We start from the raw sequence: 23,343 nt of genomic DNA, 5'->3' as shown, positions 1-23,343 counted from the left end.
AAAAGAGCCGATAGGAAATTGATTGATCAGGTTTAATCGTTAGATTAATATTTCAAGACAGATTACAGAAAGGAATTTCCTATGCAAAAGAAATTACCCAAAAGTTATATGACTGATGCTGAACGTGAGGAGTTACGAGCAGGTGGTTTAGATCAAAACTGTATTTATACTGCTGAATCAGAAGCAGCAGATAAAGCAAATGACAGTCAAGCAGCATGGGAATGGTTAGCAATGACTGAACCTCCAGCACATACATTGCTGTTTCTTAAAAAGCGGCATGGGGCGCAATTTATTCGTGATATGGGATTTTCTACTAAAGATGCTGATAAAGAATATGGTCCCGATTGGTTAGATAAAGATGTTATCATAGGAGGTCATCATTTCTAAGGAATTTGAGGAGTTAGAACGTATTTTTGTTCGCGAAAATAACTATGTAAAAGGTCTTGATGAAGCATTGATGACCAAAAGACTACATGGTGTGCGAAGTGATTTGTGTAGTTATCTCCGTGATATTGAAAAAAGCGGTGATTTATCATTACTTCTTGGTGCGGAACGCGGTCTTGTAGAAAACGATTTGCTCAGATATGCAAATAGTAAGGCTATGATTAATAGTCTTAAAACAGCATTAATGGAAATAGATGTTATTAAGAAGCACATAATCCTTGTTAGTAATCCTGCTCAATATAAGGTAGTAAATGAGGTTTATAGTTTACCTAAAAATCGTAAAGGCGGATTGCCTTACGACGAAGCACGCCAAGCAATAGCATCACATTATACACGGTTGGGAAATCTCGATAAAGCGCGTTTAACAGATATTGAAAAGTCTATCCTTGATGTGCGAAGAGACAATATAAAGGTAATGCAAAAACTCTATGAAAAGATGCAAGCTAAAGCTATTGGTATAGATCTATAATCCAATAAAGATCATTCCCTTAATTCTGTCACTGTAATATCCTTTAAAGAAATTGAATTAGAAGCAAAGTAAATGATGCTTTAAAACACAACACAAGCTAAGCAGATAAAATTTTCTTCAAAAGAGCATAATAAAGATTATCAAACAACACCAAGTTATTAGATTATTACGCCATGATTTTATCCATAACGTTTTTTACAAAATCTTGTCTTTATCATAAGAAAAAAACACAAAATCTTGTTTTTAAAAAATAAAAAAATCATTTTTTCACTGGAAAAACTTACCAAGAGTTGTTAGTTTAATACAGTTAGATAAAATTGATTCTAAAAATTAAACCAAAATGTATTCAATGTTTTGGAGGGGTTCTCTATGAAATAAACTCAATTCTTTCTTACAGTCCATAAAACTGCAAAATAAATTGATATAAGAGATATATTGGCGGCGCATTGCTTACAAGCTTACGCCTACCATGTTGGTTATAAGCGAATATCCATGATACAGTCAAGAAAGCAAAAAGCCAACATTGCAAAAACGCCGCCTAAAGAAAACTTCGCCTTTTAAGACAGACAAAGTATTTCGATAGTCGCAATACCGAAATAACAGAAGCTGTTCTGAAATGCAAGTATTAGTGAGGGATTTTTATGCATTTTACACATGTTATAGGCAACGCTTATACATTGTATACAACAGCTCAAAAAATTACTTACGCATTACGTGGTTCTTGGCATGGGGATTCTGGACTTGCTCATTGTCCCGCTCATGATGATAGGCTACCTAGCTTATCCATTAAAAATGGACATGATGGGCGTCTCTTACTTTATTGTCATGCTGGCTGCTCTTTTAGAGAGATCATACAAGCGCTTATTAGAATTGGATTGCTTAGTAAACAAGCCTTTTTTGATAAAGCTTGTGCTCATACGCTTTCTTTATCCAAACAGTTTTGTGCTGATCTCAAACAAGCAAAAAGGAAAGCAGAGAGAGCAAAAGTAATTTGGCAACAAAGCCAACCAATTAAAAACACTTTAGCAGAAACCTATTTACGTATGCGGGGGATCACATGTGATTTGCCTGCTGATTTATGCTTTTACGACAAATGTCTACACCCCTCTGGGGGTACATTGCCCGCGTTGATTGCTCTTGTTAAGGGGGCTGGTTCCTTTGCCATTCATAGAACCTTTTTACAAAACAATGGGTGCAAAACAGATCAAAAACCAGCCAAAGCCATGTTGGGTTCTGTCATGGGTGGTGCTGTGCATTTAAGTCAAGCCAATCCAAAACATCTGGTCATTTGTGAGGGCATTGAAACCGGTTTGGCTCTGCTGTCTGGGTTGTTATCAGAGCCCGTTGATTTATGGGCGTCCCTTTCAACCCATGGCATGATGCGTGTGAATTTACCCAAAACCAAAGCCCGTCTCACCATTGCAATGGACGGTGATGAAGCGGGTCGTAAAGCAGGTTTTAACCTCGCTGCGCGCGCTTATAGACAAGGCTTTGAGGTTTTTATGATGCAAGCCCCCTACGGTCTAGATTTCAATGATGTTTTGATACGAAAAGGTATAAATAAATGAGAGAGAATAAAAACAATATTGTCGATGCCAACAATCAAAATGTTTCATTCAATGATAACGATAATGTTTTTTTTAATGATAAGACTTGTTTAGAAGCCATTCCTTATGAAATCGCATTGCAACAAAATGGTTGGGGGGAATTAAAACCACTTGAATATACTCTCTTACCCGTCGAGCCTTTTAAAGTATTACAGCTGCCAATGTCATTAATGGACTATGTTTATGACGTTGCGGATAGCCAACAAGCCCCTATGGATTTTATTGCTATCTCTGCTCTCTGTGCTTTGGCTGCCGTTATTGGTAATGGCGTGCGGATTGCCCCAAAACAACATGATGATAATTGGAAAATTGTTCCTAATCTCTGGGGTGCCGTTGTGGGGCAACCTTCGACCATGAAATCACCTACCATGCAAGCTGCTTTAAAACCTCTCTCTATCTTTGAAAATGAATGGTATCAAGAGTGGGAAAAGAAGAAAAAACAGCAAAAAACAAAAGAAATCTTCAATGAATTAGAAATAAAAGAAAATAAAAGAAAAGCTTACAAAGCATTGAAAAATCAAGATAAGGAACAAGCCCTTGCTCTTCTTTCACAAACTCTTGAACACAAAGAAAGTGAAGAAGATGATAGTTCTATAAAACGACGTCTTATCGTCAATGATGTGACCGTAGAAAAGCTAGGCGAATTGTTGAAAGAAAACCCCCGTGGTCTCTTAATGGTGTGTGATGAACTGACTGGTTTTTTAGCCAATTTGGAAAGAAAGGAATATCAATCAGACCGTTCCTTTTATCTAAAAGCTTTTAATGGCAATCAATCACACACCTATGACCGGATTGGGCGTGGAACCATTCATATTCCCAATGCAACCCTTTCAATCATAGGGGGCATTCAACCTACACGCCTTATTCCACTCATTAAAGCCATGCACCGTGGGATAAACGATGATGGTTTATTGCAACGGTTTCAAATGCTGATCTTTCCCGATACACGACAAGAGCGGTTATGGGTCGATAGACCTGCTAAAAAAGAGGCATGGGAAAGTTATCAAGGGGTTTTTCGTTCTCTTTATGATAAACCATTAGGATCACCAAAATATCCGATAACCATGCGCTTTTCTGCCGAAGCCCAAGAGATCTTTCGTGAATGGTGGGAAAATTTTCAGAAAAAAATAAATGATGGTCATTTTTCTGAAAGTTTACAAGCGCATCTTATAAAAATGAACGAAACCATACCAATCCTTGCGTTGATTTTTGAACTGGTTGAGGGTGGTCGTTTTGAAATCAATAGAAATGCGCTTGAAAGAGCCTTGTATTGGGAAAAATATTTGTTAAGTCATGTCAAACGTCTTTATGCGGCGGGGAATACATTAATAGCAGAGCGTGCCAAATTAATTGTCGAGCGTTGTGATCATTTACCCGATGTTTTTACACACCGTGATATTCATCAAAGAAGTTGGACCTCTTTAAAAGACAATCAAGCCGTTAAACAAGCTTTAGAGCTTTTATGCCGTTGTAACTATATTCGTGAAATCTCTGAAGACAAGAGCTCACAAGGCGGTCGACCTACCATACGCTATGAATGGAATCCTTTAGTGAAGGGGCATAAGACACCCCAATAAGGCATTGGGAAGTCTTATGAAGGATTAAACCCTATCCCCTTTATTCATAAAGTGAACCTTCAAAGGACGTATCAACTATGAGTTTCGAGGGTTTTGAAGGTTTTGAAGGTTCCTTTTATTATTAATTATTTTATTTTTTTAATTAGAAATAAAAATTATTATATTTCAATATGTTAATGTTTTAAAGAAACAACCTATGTTAAATATAACGTGTAAATACAATCTATGATATACATTTAAGAGGGTTTTGAAGGGGTTTTGAGAGTTTTAAGAACCTTCAAAACCTCTCTATAAAATGACTCATAAAACCTATCAAAATACTCATTCCGATATCTTAAAAGCACATAGTGCATTTGTCTTTTTTTCATAAAACGAATAGCAAATTTCACTACTTTGCTGGTCTTATCCCATGTCATGGGCTGTTGATAAAAAACCTTTAAAAAACCCTTTTGAAAAAATTTATCCGTTTTTTCGCATTTTTCTACATTTTTTTCACCATTTACTCAAAATGGATTTAATAAGCTTCATTTCGATTCTTTTGAAGAGAATTAATCTGTATCGTAGATAGTTATGGAGTTTATCCTTTATGCTTTGCTCTCATCATTCTGATAATGAACTCGTCACTTTACGCTCTCTGTTGGAATATTATCGTCAACAAGCTAAATCACCCCGTGAATTAGGAACCATGTTTGAAAACCTTGTCATGGTTTATTTGAGTGAAGACCCGCTTCAAAAGCAAGAATACGAAAAGGTTCAAACTTATTTGGAATGGGCGCAAGAGCATGATGAAGATGGAACTGATATTGGGATTGATCTGGTGGCGACAATCCGTGATGAAGGGGGTTATGCGGCTATTCAATGTAAATGCTATGACGCCTCTCACATCATTAAAAAAGAAGATATTGATAGCTTTATTGCTGCCTCGGGCAAAAAGATCTTCACCCGTCGCATACTGGTTGATAGCACCGAAACAGATTGGAGTGACAATGTTGAACTGACTTGTGAAGGACAAGAAATCCGCCCTCAACGGATTAATCTGTTTGATTTAGAAAACAGTCAAATCGATTGGGGGGCTTATAAAGAACAAGGACAAGCCGTCCTTAAAGAGAAACCGAAAAAAAAGCTTTTAGATCATCAGAAAGAAGCCCTTGAGAAAGTCTGTGAAGGTTTAAAAGAAGCAGACCGTGGCAAGCTGATTATGGCATGTGGGACGGGCAAGACTTTCACCAGTTTGAAGATAGCAGAACAGATAGCAGGTCAAGGCAAGCGTGTATTGTTTCTGGTGCCCTCTCTCGCTCTCATATCGCAAACAATTCGTGAATGGACAGAAGATACAGAAGTACCCTTGCGTTCCTTTGCCGTGTGTTCGGATACACAAGTGGGTAAGCGTCGTAAGAATAATAAAAATGATGCTCTTGAATTTGATAGCTCTGATCTTGCCTTGCCTGCAACAACGGATGCAAAAGAACTGGCGAGCAAAGCGGGTAAGGTTTCCCATGATTTAATGACCGTGGTCTTTTCAACCTACCATTCAATCCAAGTGATTTCCGATGCACAAAAAAAGTATGATTTACCCGAATTTGATCTGATCATCTGTGATGAAGCACACCGTACCACTGGGGCTTCATTGGGAACAGAGGATAATGAATCTGATTTTATCAAGGTTCATGATAACAGCATCATTCAAGGCAAAAAACGTCTGTATATGACAGCAACCCCCAAGATCTTTACCGATGATGCCAAAAAGAATGCCGATGAGATCAATGCCGTTCTCGCATCTATGGATGATGAAGAGCTCTATGGAAAAGAGCTTTATACCTATACTTTCTCAAAAGCCGTTCAGAATGAATTGCTTGCACCTTATAAGATTATTGTTTTGGGGATTAATGAAGAGGAAGTGAGTGAATCCATTCAACATCTGATGACTGATGAGAATTATGAACTTATCCTTGATGATAAAACCAAGATCATAGGCTGTTATCAAGCCCTTGCTAAAATAGATCTCAAAGTTGATTTAAATGATGACCCCAATCCCATGCGGCGGGCTTTGGCTTTTTGTAAAGATATCAAAACCTCTAAACGCATTTGTAAAACCTTCAATTCTGAAGAAATACAGAAAGAATTATTTAATCTTCATAAGGTCTATAAAGATACCCCGCCGCTTCACTGTACCTTTGATCATATTGATGGAACCCAAAGTGCCAAAACGCGTCATAAAGCCCTTGATTGGCTTAAGGAAGATGCGGGGGAAAATACCTGCCGTGTACTTACCAATGTAAGATGTCTGTCTGAAGGAGTGGATGTTCCTGCTCTTGATGCCATTATGTTTTTACACCCGCGGAAAAGTCATGTGGATATCATACAGGCGGTGGGGCGTATCATGCGGCGTGCACGAGGTAAAAAGAGAGGCTACATCATTTTACCCGTTGGGGTCCCTGCTGGGGTTTCTGCTGAACATGCCTTACGATACAACAAAAGATACAAGGTGGTCTGGCAAGTGATCAATGCTTTGCTTGCTCATGATGAGAATTTTGAAATCACCCTTAACCAGATGATTTTAGGGCAAGACGTTAGTGATGTTTTGGAGATTAGAGCCTTAAAGAGCATGACCGCGGTTGAGGATAAACTTCATATCCATGAAAAATCAGAACATATGGGTCTTGAGATTGGAAAAGCCGCTCATGAACCACAAATTATTCATAGCGTAACAGGACGATTACCTTTTTATAAAGAGTTTCCCAATGCTTTGAAAACCCTTCTTGCGAAGAAATTTGCTATTGCGGATTATTGGGAAAATTGGGCGGGCAATGTGGCTGAGATTGCTCAAAACCATATCAATCATCTTCAAAACTTGCTTGCTGATGAAAACAGTGAAGCCTTTCATGCTTTTGATGCCTTTCATAAGGAATTAAAGAACAACTTAAACAGTGAAATCAAACAAGAGGAAGCGATTGAGATGTTAGCGCAACATCTTGTCACGCGTCCCGTGTTTGAAGCCTTGTTTGATGGAAATGAGTTTGTGCAAAACAATGCCATTTCGCAAGCTATGGAAAAAATCTTAACAGAACTCGATAAAACCAATATCGAGGAAGAATCTAAGGAATTACAAGAGTTTTATAACAGTGTAAGGCTTCGTGCTTCTGGGATTACCTCGCCTTTAGCAAGGCAAAATCTTATTATTACGCTTTATGAAAGCTTTTTTGCCAAGGCATTTAAGAAAACCACGGATAGGCTTGGGATTGTTTATACGCCCGTTGAGGTTATTGATTTTATCATTCATTCTGTTGATGATGTGTTGCGTAATGAATTTGGAAAAAGCTTGGGATCACGTGGTGTCTCTATTCTTGACCCTTTTACTGGAACGGGGACCTTTATCACAAGGCTATTACAATCAGATCTCATCAAACCAGAGGATATGGAATACAAGTTCCGTCATGATATCCATGCCAATGAGATTGTCTTACTCGCTTATTACATAGCAGCGATTAATATCGAAGCAACCTATCATAGTATCATGAAAGGAGAATATATCCCTTTCAAGCATATTGGTTTGACAGATACATTCCGCATGCTTGAAGAGAAGAACCTTCTGCAAAAATTATTTAAAGAAAACAGTGAATATTTAGAACTCCAGAAAAATCTAAATATTGAAGTTATCTTTGGTAATCCTCCTTATTCGGTAGGACAAAAGAATGAAAATGATAATGCAAAGAATACTCCTTATCCTATTTTAAATAACCGTATTCGTGAGACTTATATAGCTCAATCGAAAGCAACTAATGTACAAGCACTTTATGATAGTTATATTCGTGCCATTCGCTGGGCTAGTGACCGTATTGCTGATGCTGGAATAATTGGTTTTGTTTCTGGTTCTGGTTATATAGATAAATCAACAATGGACGGTTTACGAAAATCTTTAGCCAAAGAATTTACGAGTATTTATGTTCTCAATCTGAGGGGTGATATTCGTAAAAATATGTTAAGCAACGGGAAAGCTGAAGAAGGAGAAAATGTTTTTGGCAATGGGAGTATGACGGGTATTGCTATAACACTGTTTATCAAAAATCCCAATGTTTCTGGAGAGTGTAAAATTTACTATCATGATATTGGTAATAATCGTACGATAAAAGAAAAACTTACTGCTCTTGAATACTTTAGGAGCATTGGTGGTATTACATGCGAAAACGGTTGGAAAGTAATTACACCAGACGAGCATGGTGATTGGATAAATCAACGTGATGATAGTTTTGAAACGTTTCTAGCTTTGGGTAATAAAAAAGGTCATGGTAAAAAATTCTTTGAAACGTTTTCATGTGGTCTAAAAACCAATCGTGACGCTTGGGCTTACAATTCAAGTCGTGAAGCTTTAGCGAAGAACATGAGTAATATGATTACCTTCTATAATAGCGAAGTAAAACGTTTTAATAATACTTATGCACACACTGACCGTAAAATACGTACTAATGCTGTAAATGATTTTGTAAATTCAGATGAAAGCAAAATTAGTTGGAGCCGTTCTATTAAACAAGAGTTGGCAAAAGGTAAATTTTTTGAGTTTGAAAATGCATATCTTACGCAAAGTTTATATCGTCCTTTTATACAGCAATGGCTCTATTATAATCGCATTTTCAATGATATGGTTTACCAAATGCCGCGTATATTTCCGATGGGGCAAGCCGTTGAAAATATGGTAATACAAATTACAGGTACGGGAACTCAAACAGTTTTTTCTGCTTTAATGACTAAGGCTTTACCTAATTTTCATGCAGTGCATACTGGTCAATGTTTTCCAAGATATTTTTACGAAGATACTTCAGTTTTAAAAAGAAAAAGTGAGAAACAATCCCATTTATTTACAAACTCTACAGAAGAAAGCAAAACAGCTGGTTTACAGAAGCGTGATGCCATTACTGATGAAGGATTAGCACATTTTAAAGCGGCTTATCCTAATGAAACCATAACAAAAGATGATTTATTCTATTACGTTTACGGTATACTTCATTCGGAAGATTATCGCTCTCGTTATGCTGATAACCTCTCTAAAGAACTGCCTCGTATCCCTTGCGTAAAGAGTGCTGATGATTTTTGGAAATTTGTAACAGCAGGGCGTGAACTAGGTCATTTGCACGTGAATTATGAAGATGTAGAGCCGTATCCAGTGACCTTTAAAAAGGGTAATCCAAAACTGACAAAGATTTCTAATCCCGAAAAGTTTTATTATGTGACTGAAATGAAATTCGCAAAAATTAAGAATAGTAAGGAAAAGGATAAATCGACTGTTTTTTATAACAGCAATATCACAATAACAGATATCCCTCTTGAAGCTTATGAGTATATCGTCAATGGTAAACCTGCTCTTGAATGGGTGATGGGGCGTCAATGTGTTAAAACAGATAAAAAGAGCGGCATTGTCAATGATGCTAATCGCTATGCTGTTGAAACCGTTGGCAACCCTGCTTACCCCCTCGAATTGTTTCAAAGGGTTATTACCGTAAGTTTAGAAACCATGAAAATCGTAAAAAACTTACCAAAATTAGAAATAAGAAAAACTGAATAACTTATAAAGCATGCTCACATAATGGGTATGATAAACGCATAAGGGGTATAAGTTCTATATCCCTTTATACATTGCTTACATATAAGCTTTAAAATGATAGCTTTATTAACATCAAACTTGTGGCTAAAATTCGTGATTATGCTGCTATTTTCCTAACTCTACTTTGGGACGATAAGCCCCTCTTTGGCTAGTTTCTCAACAGTTGTTTCTGCAACGCTTACTATGAGATTAGAAAATGATGCAAAAGCATTTCCATCGCTATAGCCTTTTGCTAGCCATATGGTTTCTTTGTTTTTTGTATTGTGAATAAGGGAAACACTAACACTTATGGCGGGCTTACTAATATTATATCCACCGGTTACATAACTTGGTGTCGTCTCAGTTTTTATAGTAGCAAAGTTTCCAAATCCCGAAATAGAACTTGTAGAGGTTCCTGGATGATATGTTGGCGGGATATACGTCTGTGATATAGCACGATTATCAACGCTAACTATTAGGAGAGCATCTGCGCCTTTATTTGTTATAATTTTCTCTTTCTCGTTATAGGAATAATTACGAGTTGGAGGGAAAAGATCTAATCCTCTCAATATCTGTACATTGTATTTAACGAGGGATTTCTCAAAGGTGTCTTCAAGTTCTTTTTGCTCAGAAATAGACATGCCAACACCTCCTATGACCACCTTTTTCGTTTGAAATCGTCCCTTGTAGTTTGGATCAACAATTCCATTCAAATGTGTTATAGGACCACAAGCTGTGAGTATTAACAAACAAAGTAAAATAAAAAACTTCATCATCATAAACCTTTGATTAATGTCAAAAGTCTAATAATGTATTTATAATTCAAATTAAAGATACGATTTGAATTTTTAAATAATTTTTTTTCGATTGCTTTTAAGAAGTTATACCGTAATCTAAAATGATAGCTTTATTGTTTTCAAAAGCTTTGTTTAAAGAGAGTTATATATATTCATTTTGTTTATAGGTTTTGAAGGTTCTTAAAACTCTCAAAACCCCTTCAAAACCCTCTTAAATGTATATCATAGATTGTATTTACACGTTATATTTAACATAGGTTGTTTCTTTAAAACATTAACATATTGAAATATAATAATTTTTATTTCTAATTAAAAAAATAAAATAATTAATAATAAAAGGAACCCTCAAAACCTTCAAAACCCTCGAAACTCATAACATAATGATCTTGATAACATCTCTTATGAGTTACAAGCTATCTTTTGAAAAGCTTTAAAGGATCACATGATTTTCATAAAGCACGTTGTAATCATTCTCTAAATCATAAGGTTATCATTCAAAAGAACTGATAAAATTCATAAAAGGGATTTTGATAACGTAATCAGTTGCTTTTCATAAGATACGCTTTAATCACTCACTAAAATGATCACTTTTGTCAGTTCAATTTACTGACACATAACTGACAAGTTTTAATCAACTCACATCATTGGTTATCTTTAAAGATTGTACTCTTGATATGAGTTGTGTTTTAAAGACATTAACCTATTGAAAGATAATGTTTTTAATTTTTACTCATTTGAAAAAATAATTATAGGGTTTAAAAAGAACTGACAAAACTGACAACACTGACACGGTCTATTAAAAGGGATTTTACTGATCTCTATAATGATCAATTTCTCTTTAGATATTTTCATAACAGTCTATAAATCGCAATTATCATATATCCTATTTATCGTTTCTCTTATGAAAATGAAAAATGATGCCATGGCTATAAAGCATATAACAGCTATAGAGAATGCATAAAAACAGCAAGGTTTTATAATCATAATGCAAATGAAAGCATTGGTTATAAAAACCATCTCTATAAAAGGCTGTTAAATTGCAAATGTGTTATCAACAAAATTCACAAAAAAATTAAAATTCATTTAGTGAAAAAACAGATAGGTTATAAGGATAAAAATACGCATTATGAGAGCATTTCTAAATATTATAAATGTATAGATTCAAAAAACAACGCAATCGTTTTATAAAGCCCATAATATAGCTTTAAAAGCATATAAATATAAAAGAAGCAATTCATAAGAACATGATAACATTAATACATAATGCAATTAAAAAAATACAAAAAAATATCAAAAAAGATAAAATATTATTTGACAATAAATACCTATTTTGTTATATAAATACTCAAGTGATAGAAACACTTAACGATTAGCGGATAGGTTACGAAACAACCTCTCCCATGTCTTTAAAATACTGACTTTCTTTTATGCTTTTGTTAGTATATGAGGATTTTGTCGGGTGTAGTTACGCCATACAATACTCTTATGAGAAAAGCGTGACAACGGACTAATCGCCGTGTTTCTAGCGCCCGATGCTCTTATAGGGTGTCAATAGAAACTTTCTAACGATTAGGTTTTAAATATGACAAATATCTCAAACAACACCCCCCTTCTCTCTAACATTTCAAATGAAACCGCATCTGTTAATAAACAACAGCCTGCAAAAAAATACGAATTTACAGGTGAAACAATAGAGGTTGGCTTTAAAACACTTCATAGAATTCGCGCTTTAAGAGATTTTGGAGACGTCAAAAAAGGTGAGTTAGGCGGTTTTATACAAGGTGAAAGTAATTTATCACATGATGGCAATTGCTGGGTCGGCGGTAAAGCCAAGGTTTATAGCAATGCAAGGGTTTACGATAATGCCGTTGTAAGTGGGTATGCCCATGTGAATAATATTGCTTGTATTTATGAAAATGCAAGGGTTTATGGCAAGGCGGTTGTGGCTGGCCATATTTATGGCAATGCTCATGTGTATGGCTTTGCACGTATTTATCCGGATGCCCATATTTTTGGTAATGCTCATGTTCATTATTACGCTTGTGTTTTTAATGATACAAAGATTTATGATAATGCGAAAATTTCCGGATATGCTTGTATTTTTCCAAATGTAAAGATTTTTCGCAATGCGGTTATCAAAGGTGATACTTGGGTTCGCAATAATATTGAAGTCTGTAATAAAGAAATTGTCTATAATGACCAGTCACTAAAAAACGCTGCGTAAATAAGACACGGGCGCGGCGGGGGCGCCCCTCTTTAAAAATCTCATTCTAAAATTTAATCTTCTTTATAAAGGAATAGTGTTATGCAAAAGAAGTTTGCACTCACAAATGAGACACGTGTATTTAATAATCAAACTCTTTATCGCATTCGTGCTTTAAGAGATTTTGATGATGTCAAAGCTGGGTCTTTAGGCGGCTTTATTGAAAGTGAAAACAATCTCTCTCATGATGGAAACTGCTGGGTCTATGATGATGCTCTTGTTTTAAATCCTGCCCATATTTACGAAAATGCCAAGATTTTTAATAAGGCTATTATAATGGGCTTTGTTTATGGCAATGCTCATGTCTGTGATCACGCCCGCGTTTATGCAAATGCCCATGTTTATGACAATGCGCATCTTTCTTATAATGCTTGGGTTTATCATCAGGCGCGGGTTTATGGCAATGCAAAATTATCAGGAAGCGCTCGTATTCATAGGAATGCTGTGGTTTATGATCATGCTGTTATCAGTGGCGCTGCAAAAATTTATGGCAAGGTTTATGGGAATGCTAGCGTGGGCTGTCATACTGATGTTTATGGCTCTGTTTATGGCAATGCAAAAATCTCTAGTTATATCGTGATTAGAGGGAATGTCTATGGGAATGCAAGGATAAAAAGACATAGCGGTTTATGTTCGGTCCCCATAAATTGTGAGGTTTATGAAGGCAATAAAGTTGTAAAGATTATTGAAAATAACGCTGCGTAAATAATGGCGCGGGCGCGGCGGGGGCGCCCCTTTTAAACAACTCATTCTAAAATTTATCAAATATGAACTTAGGGAGATACCTATGTCCACTATAACTGTATCTAAAAAATACGAATTAACTAATGAAAATCATACTTTTGAAGGGATTACTGTACACCGCATTCGTGCTTTAAGAGATTTTGATGATGTTAAGGCGGGGGCATTAGGTGGTTTTATAGAAAATGAAAGCAATCTCTCTCATGATGGGAATTGCTGGGTTTACGATAATGCTACCGTTTTTTGCAATGCCGTCGTTTCTGATAATGCAAAAATACGTAATGACGCCATTATTGCTAGGGGGTCTAAAGTTTATGGGAATGCCGTGGTTTGTGATAAGGCATGGGTTTTTGGTAAAGATGCTAGCATTTATGACAATGCAAAAATTAGTAACAATGCTAGGGTCTGTGGCTATGTTTATGGCAATGCCATGGTTTGTGATAATGCTAATGTTTCTCCTAGTGCACATATTTACGATAACGCCCGTGTATATGAAAATGCTCATGTGAGTGGCTTTGTTTATGGAAATTCCCATGTCTATGGTAAATCACGCATTTATGGGGGGGGGTGTATTTATGGCAATGCGCATGTTTATGGCAATGCTTGGATTAAGAGTTATGCAAGTATTTATGATGATGCCAATGTTTCTGGCTCGGCTCGTGTGGGGTCCTTTGCAAGAATTTATGACAATGCAAAGGTCTATGGGAAATCCAATATTGATCATGATGTACAAATCTATGGTAATGCCGTGGTTAATAGCCGTGAAAAAATTACGAATGATATCTGTGATGATAATCAGTCTAGAAAAGACGCTGCGTAAATAACGTGCGGGCGCGGCGGGGGCGCCCCTCTTTAAAAAATCTCATTCTAAAATTTAATCTTCTTTATAAAGGAATAGTGTTATGCAAAAAAAGTTTGCACTCACAAATGAAACGCGTGTATTTGGTAATCATACCCTTTATCGTATTCAAGCATTAAAAGACTTTTCTGATGTTAAAGCTGGTGCCTCGGGGGGCTTTATCGAAAAGGAAGATAACCTCTCTCATGATGGCAATTGCTGGGTTTATGATGATGCTCTTGTGTTTAAAAATGGTCACGTTTATGAAAACGCAAGGGTTTTTGGCAAGGCTGTCGCTTGTGGTCATATCTATGGTCATGCCCGCGTTTATGATAATGCTATCGCTGCTGGCTATATTTATGATAATGCGCATGTTTATGGCAATGCCGTTGTTTCTGATAATTCCCGTGTCTATGGCAATGCTCATGTGTATGGCAAGGCTATTATTTATGATAATGCCTATGTTTATGACAATGCTAGGGTTTATGAAAACGCGCGTATAGCAAATGACGTGCATATTTATGAAAATGCTCATATCCATGGCATTGCTGTTATTCGTGAAAATGTCGGCGGCTCTACTAAAATTAAAACCTATACTGAACGTCTCTCTCCTTATGGTGAGTTAGAAATTGTATGGGTCTAACCTAATGTAACGTAAATAAAATGCGGGCGCGGCGGGGGCGCCTGCTTTCAATCCAATTTTCCATTTCAAATTTTAGAAAACGTTTAACACATTAGATTGTGAGGGTATCCCTATGTGCAAAAAATACGAATTAACCAATCAAATCAAACAGATTAAAGATAGACTTACTAAGCAAATTACAAATCTTTATCGCATTCGTGCTTTAAGAGACTTTGATGATGTGAAGGCGGGGGATCTAGGGGGCTTTATTGAAGATGAAACTAACCTCTCTCATGATGGCAATTGCTGGGTCTATGATGATGCTACTGTTTTTTGCAATGCCGTCGTTTCGGATCATGCTAAAGTACGCCATCTGTCTCAGGTGCGTGGGCATGTCTATGGCAATGCTGAGGTCTATGGAAAGGCTTTAATCACTCGATATGCTAAAGTTTATGACCATGCGTGTGTTTATGGGAATGCTCATGTAGCAGGTTATATCTATGGCAATGCTCATGTTTGTGATCACGCCATCATTTATAGCAATTCCCATATTTATCAACATGCGCGCGTTTCTCATGGTGTTTTGGTTCATGATCATGCCATGATCTATGGTCATTCAAAGGTTTCTGGCTCTGCTTGTATTTACAACGGTGCAAAAATTTATGGACAGGCTATTATTAATTGCCATGCACAAATTCATGGCTCTGTTTATGGCAATGCGAAAATCTCTGGTTTTGTACAGGTCTATGGGCGTGCCTATGGGAAAGCAAAAATAGATCTAAAAAGCCATGTAAGGGTCGTTGATCAAGATTATGAGGTTTATGAAAAAGATAATGTCGTCAAGATTGAAAAATAGCATAAATAACAAGCATGGGAGTGCCTTCTTTATGGCTATAAACCCATCATAAAAGAGAGAATTCAAAAAGAAAGCCGTGCCAACTGATATAACGCGGCTTTCAAATGTCTATTCTCTAATGAATCATCTACCATAAGGTAATGAATGCATATATACAAAACGTATTATATTACAAGCGCTCTATTCAAGATATGAAAACTTATCAAAAGAAATGTATGATGCGTATGATCTTTAATCACTCATTTGAATGAGAGAGCCTATAAACGCTTTTCGTTGCTCTCAAACGTATTAATCATAACACCCTCCTCGTGAGGTAGTCATTTGAAATAAAGCCCATGATCACAATGCTTCTTTTAAAACGTTTCAATAGACTAAGCTCAAAATCGAGCTGAGTGAATTCAAATAACGCATTCTATAAAATCAAAACGCTTGGTAGCTTTAACAAAACCCGTTTTTTACATTTGCAAACGTTGGCTTTTAAAACAAACTCTCATAAGACAATAAACAGCCGCTTTTATCAAACGCAAGACTTTAAAACTGATAAACATCAGTTTCAAACGTTTAAACGTATTTAGAAAAGCTTTCATAAGCGTCTTTTTATTTTGCACTCAAACATAACTTTTTTGCAAATTAATCGCTCTATATTTGTACTCTGTGCTTTTAAATGGTAACTTTTAAAACGTTTTTTAGTACCATATCTAAGGTAAAATAGTCTTTTACTGCTGTGGTATTAGCCGCCTCCATTTTTTTGTGGAAGCGAATAATTCCGTTCTTAAAAACTAGCCTGCAATCTATTCATTAAAAGGCTTTTGATTTCGTAAGATATAACGTTTTGAATTTCATTATCTGTTTATTTCCTACCTCGGTAAAAAAATACCGCGGTTATAAAATCAATCTTGTCTTTAAATCCTCTTATGCAATCTTTAGAAATTAAACCTATAAGCTTATGACAGTTTTAAACAATTATTCCTTTGAAGGTTTCGCTCAAAAAAGAGCAAAACTCATACCATTCTTTAAACGTATGTTATCGATAATTCCAAACAACTAAATTTTAAACAATGTGATTTGTGCTGCGATAAAAACGTATCATAAAATTTATGAACTGTTATGAATGATATCTGCTTTTCATTTCATTTGAACGTTTACATGCGTTATAATATTTGCACCATGATTTGCTTTTTATGGTCTATTCATACATGCCAATCTTATATAAAAAATAGTCAAATGAATTATGCATAAAAGTGTGGATTCAAAATTAAATTCAAACAGTGAATTAATCTAAAATTTTTCTTTTTTCTTTTTATACACAATCTATTTCCTCGATTGAACAATTTGGTTTCCATTAATTTATTTTATCACGTGATAACACTTCAAATGCTTGCATTTAACAATGCGGTTCCTAATATAGGAACCGTACTGCGTGTAAAAACGTAATAAAATCAGTAAATTAATTTTCTAATTTTATTACAGTCCACCTTTCAGTCCACCTTTTTGTCCGTGATTCAACATTTAATCGACCATTTTTTATAGAAATTGCCATGTATGAATAGATCATAAAAAGCAAATCATGATGTAAATATTATAACGCGTGTGTGTATTCAAATGAAATGAAAAGAAGATATCATTTTTATCATAAGAATGAATTATAAAATTTTCTTATGGTTTTATCTAGAATTTGTTTGGGTAGCTTTGTTTGTAAAATCTTTACCATATTGAAAATATTTTCCTTTTAATATAGCTTTCGCTTACTCATGCTTTTTAAGAAATATGAGTCGTTACAATAAAAGGAGACATAATGGCAAAAAAATAAAAACCCAACTGCGGAAACAGAAGGGCTTTTAAAAATATCCGTATAATACTACGTACAATACTACAATACGGTGAATTAAAAAATCAGTAATTTTCATTTTAATTTATCGTAATGCATTCTGCAAGAGAAATTTTGTAGAAACGGGATATTTTTAACGTTTTTTTTGCCTCCAATAGAGAGGTTTTAAAATTATGGTTAATAAAGTTTTCGGAAGAAAGTTAAGTGCGCATCATATAGAATATAGAAAATTAGCTGAAACTGCTGAAATGGGGTCTGTAAGTCGGGGGCAATTAATCGGATTGGCTAGAAAATTAGAGATGGCTGGTTTGATTAAAGAGACAGAAGCAAAACTTCTCTTAGTTTTATTGAATACAGCTTCGACGTCTTCATTTGAAAAAGGTGGAGTGCCTATCGTTTTTAAAAGCAATTACTGTCTTAGTAATGAAATTTGCCGTAGTGAATCACGCGTGAGTATATTGCTTTCAAGTCTTTATGATTGTGGTCTTGTTGTCATGCGGGATTCTGGTAATTTTAAACGCTATTCATCACGAAGCCGTAGTAATGGAATTATAACTGCTTGTGGGATTGATTTACGTATTCTTGTTGCGCGATACCATGAACTTAAACAAAAAATTGATGAAGTTTTAGAGGCTCAGAGTAAACAAAAGGACGCTTTGCATTGTTTTCAGGGATTGGTGCGACAAATTAAAGCTTCTTATGCATCAATTGAAACTACACCATTTACATCTTTGCTTTTTTCGAGAATGCAAAAAATCATTCATATTATTGGTCGGCCAGCTAAAGCTTCAGTGGGAAAATTGCATAAAGCAATAGGTCTTTTTCAGTGGATTTTAGAGAGATTTTTAAAGCAAAAAACAGCAAAAACGAAATACAGACATTTCGCTGACGAAATGCACATAGAATATACAACCCTTAACTTAAATTGTAATTGTAACAAAGCTTATGAAAAAATTGAGAAAAGCAAAACTGAAAACACATTACCTTCAAAAAACAGTAAATCGCTTCAAATCAAACCAGAACTTTTAGCACAAGCTTTGCCTAATGTTGCTATGTTCATGAAACATGGGTTGCAATCCGAAAGGGATTTAATCGGATCTATGGAGTTTTTAGCTACAATGAAAGGGATTTCTTCTCATGCTGTTGAAAGCGCTAAAAAAACTATGGGAACTAAGAAAGCTGCTCTAGCCATTGCTATCATTTTTGAAAAACATTGCAAAGAACTCGTGAAGTCATCTGGGGGATATCTACGCGGTATGATTGCTAAAGAAAATCGAGGAGAACTCTATCTAGAACGTTCTTTCTATGCATTGCTGAATGAAGCTTTTGAGGAGAAATTGAACGATTGGCGTGTGCAAAAAACAGAAAAAAACGATCTAACAAAATCAAATGATCAAAAAAGTTCTTTGTTTAAATCGGAATTGAATGAAGTTCTTAAAACTTTAAAAATGCCAATAAATTCAAAGCAATTTGTATAAAATTAAAATGAAAACCACTTCAATATGACATAAAACATACGTCTAACATATGGTTTACTTATATCATACGTATACTATGCATACTATTTTTATGGCATAATATGATGTGATGTGAAAAACGATACTCCCTTCTTATGCTAATAGAGACTTTTTAAGAGCACGATCAATAGCTTCAGGTTCATTTTCAATAATTGAAAGCAACAAACGAGAAGAAGTATCTATAGAATATCGCCCTTGTTCCCAATCACGAATGCGTCCTACAGAAAAACCAAAACGTGCTGCAAATTGGGTCTGGGTTAAACCAATATGTTTTCTGATTTTTTTGACATCAACATTAGCAGGAATATGGATACCAAATTTGGTGACATCTGCTTCACCTTTAGCATAGGCAAGAGCTTCACGAGCACCTTGTAATATACGAGACCCTGCTTTATTTTTTTTATCCATTATTTTTCCTTTTTATACTCATCGAGAAGTGCAATTAAAATTTTCTTCAACTCATTCTTCTCTGATTTTGTTAAATTTCCTTGAGATGATTTACTGTAAATATCTAAGAGAAACACTGGAATATTTTGACCACCAAAAAAGGTAATAACCCTATATCCTCCACTTTTACCCTTATGCTTTGTTGGAAATCTAACTTTCCTTGCACCACCGGTTCCTTGCATAAGATCACCAGCATCTGGATTAGCAGCAATAAAAGAAACAATATTAAATAATTCTTCAGGTGATACACCTTCTTCTTTCGCGGAAATTAAATAAGCTGGTGTTTCAATTACTGTTTGCATACATTATTCAATATACGGAATACCCGTATATTGTCAATAAAAAATACGTGATACCCGTAATTATAATGATGTAGATTATATGATGTGAAAAATATTATAAAGATTTGTATCATAATCAGGTATAATCGGGTATATATTCCGGTATGAAAACAAATACACTTCACATCACACAAGAATTATTGGCTCTCATTACTGAGATTGATGAGTTTAAAGGTGTTTAGCGTAGCTTTGGAACTCTTTCTCCAGAGCGATTAAATGCTCTTCGTTATATTGCTACTGTTGAAAGTATTGGATCTTCTACACGCATTGAAGGTAGCAAATTAACAGACCGTGAGATTGAACAGCTTTTAGCAAATTCAGAAATTACAAGTTTAAAAAATCGTGATGAACAAGAAGTTATTGGTTATGTCAAGGTTATGGAAACAATTTTTCAATCTTGGAGTGATATTCCCATTACAGAAAATCATATTAAACAACTTCATCGTGATCTTTTGTGTCATAGCAATAAAGATGAACGACATAAAGGTGTATATAAGACATCACGTAATGATGTAGCAGCTTTTAATTCTCAAGGGGAAATGGTGGGTATCGTTTTTGAAACAGCTACACCATTTGAAACACCATATCGAATGCAAGAGCTTATTACTTGGTTCAATAAGACCAGTGAATTAAAAGATCTTCATCCTTTACTTACGATTGCTATTTTTAGTGTCACTTTTTTAGCTATTCATCCTTTTCAAGATGGAAACGGGCGTTTAAGCCGTATTTTAACCACCTTACTTTTGTTACAAAAAGGTTATGTTTATGTACTCTATTCGTCCCTTGAAAGTATTATTGAGAATAATAAAGAAAGCTACTATTTAGCTTTGAATCAGATTCAAAAAACAATTTATACATCATCGCCTAATTGGGAACCTTGGATACTCTTTTTTTTACGTGCTCTACAAAAACAAAAACGCCATTTAGAAATAAAAATAGAGAGTGAAAAAAACGCTCTTTTTTCTTTATCTGAATTGGCTCTTAATATTCTTGATTATGTACGTAATCACAGTCGTGTAACAACCCGTGATATGGTGCGTGAAGTCGGTGCAAGCCCTAATACACTTAAAGCAACCTTTACATCATTAGTTAAAAAAGGTCTTTTGATGCGTCATGGGAAAGGGCGGTCAATTTGGTATAGCCTACCTTAATTTTTAAAGCTCTTGGTTCTTACATTATTTTTTCTAGCCCAACTAGAAGCCGTAATTTCGTTCATTTCTTCAATGGTTAGTGGTTTTTTTAGTTTTCTAGAAAATCGTCCAATAAAGCTTTCTATTTTTATTGTAGGCTGTGATGCTTTTATACGAAGTTCGCCATTTCAAAAGGTGGTTAAGATACCTTATGTTACAGTATTATACCTTATAGTACTATATCATAAGGTATAATAAACTTAAATAGAAAGCAATTTTGAGATTGATTTCCGAATAGAATGAAAAGTTTTGAAATCATGGTATACGACGTTAATCGCCTTGCTTATAAGCATTCATTAATATTTCTAAAAAATCACCATGGCGATAGCGCTCTTTTTTAGCCATATATTTAAAACGATTAATTATAGCTATGCTAGCTTTGATATTTATCTGTGCTTCATCTGATTGTTCACGACTTGGAAAGGTTACTGCTTTATCTATTTCTTTACGTTCTACAGTATTTAAAGCAGATTTAGCTTGTCGAGGTTTAAAATCATCAAGTTCTGAAAAATTTAATGGTTTTCTTTCTGTACTCATTCTTTAGTTTCCTTATCTATTTAACTTGTTTTAGCTTTTTAATAACTTCTGCAACAAATGCTTCAACATTACTAATTGCGGTTTCTAAATTATTGACTTCTTTGGGATTGAGATTACGATGCGAACCTCCTATTGCAAAAATTGCGGAAAAGGCATCACGTTCATTAATTTCTGTTTCAAAAACATCAAGTTCTGTATTTTTTCTAAATTGAGATGATATAAAACGAGCAGTTCTAGGTTTTGCAACGACTTTAGATTGCGTGAACAAAACAGCATAAGCAATAACACGCCGTACAGCTTTCATATCTCTATGAATTTCTTTTATAATTTCAATAGCTGCTATAGCATCTTGTTGCTGTTCCTTCATAGGAATAATTACAAAATCAGATTGGCTAATTGCATAACTAGTTAAGCGTGAAGCTGTACCTTCTAGATCAACAATTACGAATGGATCTTTAGCAGATGCTATTTCTATTTCATCCAAAATAGTTTTTTCAGATTCATTAGTAATGACGGTAAGATTATCCGGTTTATTTGGCAATTTAGACCAAGTGGTGATAGGGTGACGTGGATCTGCATCTATAATTGTAACAGGTTTAGCATGTGCAAGTTCACAAGCTAGGAGTAAAGCAGAGGTTGTTTTTCCACTTCCCCCTTTGGAGTTAGCAAAAGAGATAACAGGCATTTAATTCCTCAATAAATAGAGTATCATAATATACGATATTATACCTTATTATATAATAAGATACTAAATTATAAGTTAATATAACGTATAAGAAAAATTCTATTCAAAATTTAGTTGATCTTTTATTTTTCCTATACCGTAAATCCATTCAGAATTAATGGTTACTATAATGTATAATATTATACCTTACTGTATAGTAAGGTACTAAAATATACTCTTATGTTCTTGGCATGGTAATGATAGGCTTCATCTTTGTAAGCTTTATGTTTTTGCGTTCAATAAATAAACGTAAGGTGTTCACACTAACTCCTAATGTCTTAGCAATACGGTTTTGTGATAAACCAACATTTATAAATGCTTGAATTTCATCAATGTGATTGTCCAGCTTTAATTGCGTAGCAGTGCTTCCTTTTGGGCGTCCTAATTTTATCCCTCGTTGACGAGCAACGCTTAACGCTTCTTTTGTACGTGTTTGAATTAAATGTCTCTCAATCTGTGCTACCATACCTAATACAGTTGCGATGATATCGCTTTGTAAACTACCGTCCATGATAAGATTTTGTTTCGTCACGTGAAAAATTAAACCACGTTCACTAGCGGCTTTGAGAATTTCTAGGACAGCAAGAGAAGAACCAGCTATACGAGAAAATTCAGGAGTTAATAATACATCTCCTCGTTCTGCTTTTTCAATTAAAGCACCAAGCTTACGCTTGCGCCAATCTTTTCCTCTGCTTGCAATTTCCTCTTCAATGTGAAGTGGGGCAAAGCCATGTTTGTTAGCATATTTTAGCAATCCAAACTTTTGATTTTCTGTATCTTGTCCATCACGAGAAACTCGTAAATATGCGTAAAATTTTGTCATGTTCAGTAAAAACGTCAATTTAGATTTAAACTGATATATATTTATTCAAAAAAAATGTCAAATAAATATATATTTTTATATCATAAAAAATGATCATTTTTTCTGATAGAAATATCAAAATTATCAAAAATAAAAATAGATACTTTT

At 35.0% G+C, this 23,343-nt stretch carries 17 protein-coding genes and 1 pseudogene; 12 read left to right on the top strand and 6 right to left on the bottom strand.

Annotation, left to right across the window (positions count from 1 at the left end; all coding sequences use genetic code 11):
* The first annotated feature begins 81 nt into the window (after positions 1-81).
* From BTR_RS00090 to BTR_RS00070, 5 genes are all read left to right on the top strand, one after another.
* The gene (locus tag BTR_RS00090; RefSeq protein ID WP_012230239.1) at positions 82-387 is read left to right on the top strand and encodes a hypothetical protein; all 306 of its coding nucleotides are present in this window, start codon (positions 82-84) and stop codon (positions 385-387) included.
* Between the two features lie 70 nt (positions 388-457).
* Entirely contained in the window at positions 458-913 is a 456-nt protein-coding gene (locus tag BTR_RS00085) for a hypothetical protein (RefSeq protein WP_171815245.1), read from the top strand.
* 641 nt (positions 914-1,554) lie between these two features.
* Positions 1,555-2,481, top strand: coding sequence for a DUF7146 domain-containing protein (locus BTR_RS00080; RefSeq protein ID WP_012230235.1), 927 nt, complete (start codon positions 1,555-1,557; stop codon positions 2,479-2,481).
* Positions 2,478-4,097, top strand: coding sequence for a YfjI family protein (locus BTR_RS00075; protein ID WP_012230233.1), 1,620 nt, complete (start codon positions 2,478-2,480; stop codon positions 4,095-4,097). The genes BTR_RS00080 and BTR_RS00075 overlap by 4 nt, the downstream gene beginning before the upstream one ends.
* Before the next feature lie 586 nt (positions 4,098-4,683).
* Positions 4,684-9,654 (top strand): DEAD/DEAH box helicase, encoded by a 4,971-nt coding sequence (locus tag BTR_RS00070; protein WP_040132227.1) that lies wholly within the window; start codon positions 4,684-4,686, stop codon positions 9,652-9,654.
* 158 nt (positions 9,655-9,812) lie between these two features.
* Here BTR_RS00070 and BTR_RS00065 read toward each other — a convergent pair whose 3' ends face one another.
* Positions 9,813-10,313 carry a hypothetical protein gene (locus BTR_RS00065; RefSeq protein ID WP_012230229.1) on the bottom strand — a complete coding sequence of 167 codons (501 nt, stop codon included), beginning with the start codon at positions 10,311-10,313 and terminating at the stop codon, positions 9,813-9,815.
* Between the two features lie 1,738 nt (positions 10,314-12,051).
* Between BTR_RS00065 and BTR_RS00060 the strand changes: the two genes are divergently transcribed.
* From BTR_RS00060 to repC, 6 genes are all read left to right on the top strand, one after another.
* Complete coding sequence (locus BTR_RS00060; RefSeq protein WP_012230227.1) at positions 12,052-12,693, top strand: LbetaH domain-containing protein; 642 nt, start codon at positions 12,052-12,054, stop codon at positions 12,691-12,693.
* A gap of 81 nt (positions 12,694-12,774) precedes the next feature.
* Entirely contained in the window at positions 12,775-13,437 is a 663-nt protein-coding gene (locus tag BTR_RS00055; protein ID WP_012230225.1) for a hypothetical protein, read from the top strand.
* An 82-nt stretch (positions 13,438-13,519) separates the two neighbouring features.
* Entirely contained in the window at positions 13,520-14,293 is a 774-nt protein-coding gene (locus BTR_RS00050; RefSeq protein ID WP_012230222.1) for a hypothetical protein, read from the top strand.
* Between the two features lie 82 nt (positions 14,294-14,375).
* Positions 14,376-14,954, top strand: a complete 579-nt coding sequence (locus tag BTR_RS00045; protein WP_012230215.1) for a hypothetical protein — start codon at positions 14,376-14,378, stop codon at positions 14,952-14,954.
* A 112-nt stretch (positions 14,955-15,066) separates the two neighbouring features.
* Positions 15,067-15,789, top strand: a complete 723-nt coding sequence (locus tag BTR_RS00040; RefSeq protein WP_012230213.1) for a hypothetical protein — start codon at positions 15,067-15,069, stop codon at positions 15,787-15,789.
* Between the two features lie 2,001 nt (positions 15,790-17,790).
* A complete protein-coding gene (gene repC / locus BTR_RS00035; RefSeq protein ID WP_012230211.1) occupies positions 17,791-19,095 on the top strand; it encodes a plasmid replication protein RepC in 1,305 nt (434 codons plus the stop codon).
* 132 nt (positions 19,096-19,227) lie between these two features.
* On the opposite strand, the gene BTR_RS00030 is transcribed toward repC, so the two are convergent.
* A complete protein-coding gene (locus BTR_RS00030) occupies positions 19,228-19,542 on the bottom strand; it encodes a helix-turn-helix domain-containing protein (RefSeq protein ID WP_012230208.1) in 315 nt (104 codons plus the stop codon).
* On the bottom strand, positions 19,542-19,883 hold the full coding sequence (locus BTR_RS00025; RefSeq protein WP_012230207.1) for a type II toxin-antitoxin system RelE/ParE family toxin: 342 nt from the start codon (positions 19,881-19,883) through the stop codon (positions 19,542-19,544). Before BTR_RS00025 ends, BTR_RS00030 begins: the two co-directional genes overlap by 1 nt.
* Before the next feature lie 143 nt (positions 19,884-20,026).
* Between BTR_RS00025 and BTR_RS00020 the strand changes: the two are divergent.
* Positions 20,027-21,073: pseudogene (locus tag BTR_RS00020) on the top strand (Fic family protein).
* A gap of 309 nt (positions 21,074-21,382) precedes the next feature.
* Here the strand turns inward: BTR_RS00020 and BTR_RS00015 are convergent.
* From BTR_RS00015 to BTR_RS00005, 3 genes are all read right to left on the bottom strand, one after another.
* Complete coding sequence (locus BTR_RS00015; RefSeq protein WP_012230205.1) at positions 21,383-21,649, bottom strand: hypothetical protein; 267 nt, start codon at positions 21,647-21,649, stop codon at positions 21,383-21,385.
* A gap of 16 nt (positions 21,650-21,665) precedes the next feature.
* Positions 21,666-22,334 carry a ParA family protein gene (locus BTR_RS00010; protein ID WP_012230204.1) on the bottom strand — a complete coding sequence of 223 codons (669 nt, stop codon included), beginning with the start codon at positions 22,332-22,334 and terminating at the stop codon, positions 21,666-21,668.
* Positions 22,335-22,551: 217 nt separating this feature from the next.
* Positions 22,552-23,196 (bottom strand): recombinase family protein, encoded by a 645-nt coding sequence (locus BTR_RS00005; protein ID WP_012230203.1) that lies wholly within the window; start codon positions 23,194-23,196, stop codon positions 22,552-22,554.
* Positions 23,197-23,343: the final 147 nt, after the last annotated feature.

Source organism: Bartonella tribocorum CIP 105476, assembly GCF_000196435.1.
Taxonomy (GTDB): Bacteria; Pseudomonadota; Alphaproteobacteria; order Rhizobiales; family Rhizobiaceae; genus Bartonella; species Bartonella tribocorum.
The sequence above is the reverse complement of the archived record's forward strand: the minus strand, read 5'-3'. Positions and strand labels throughout refer to the sequence as shown.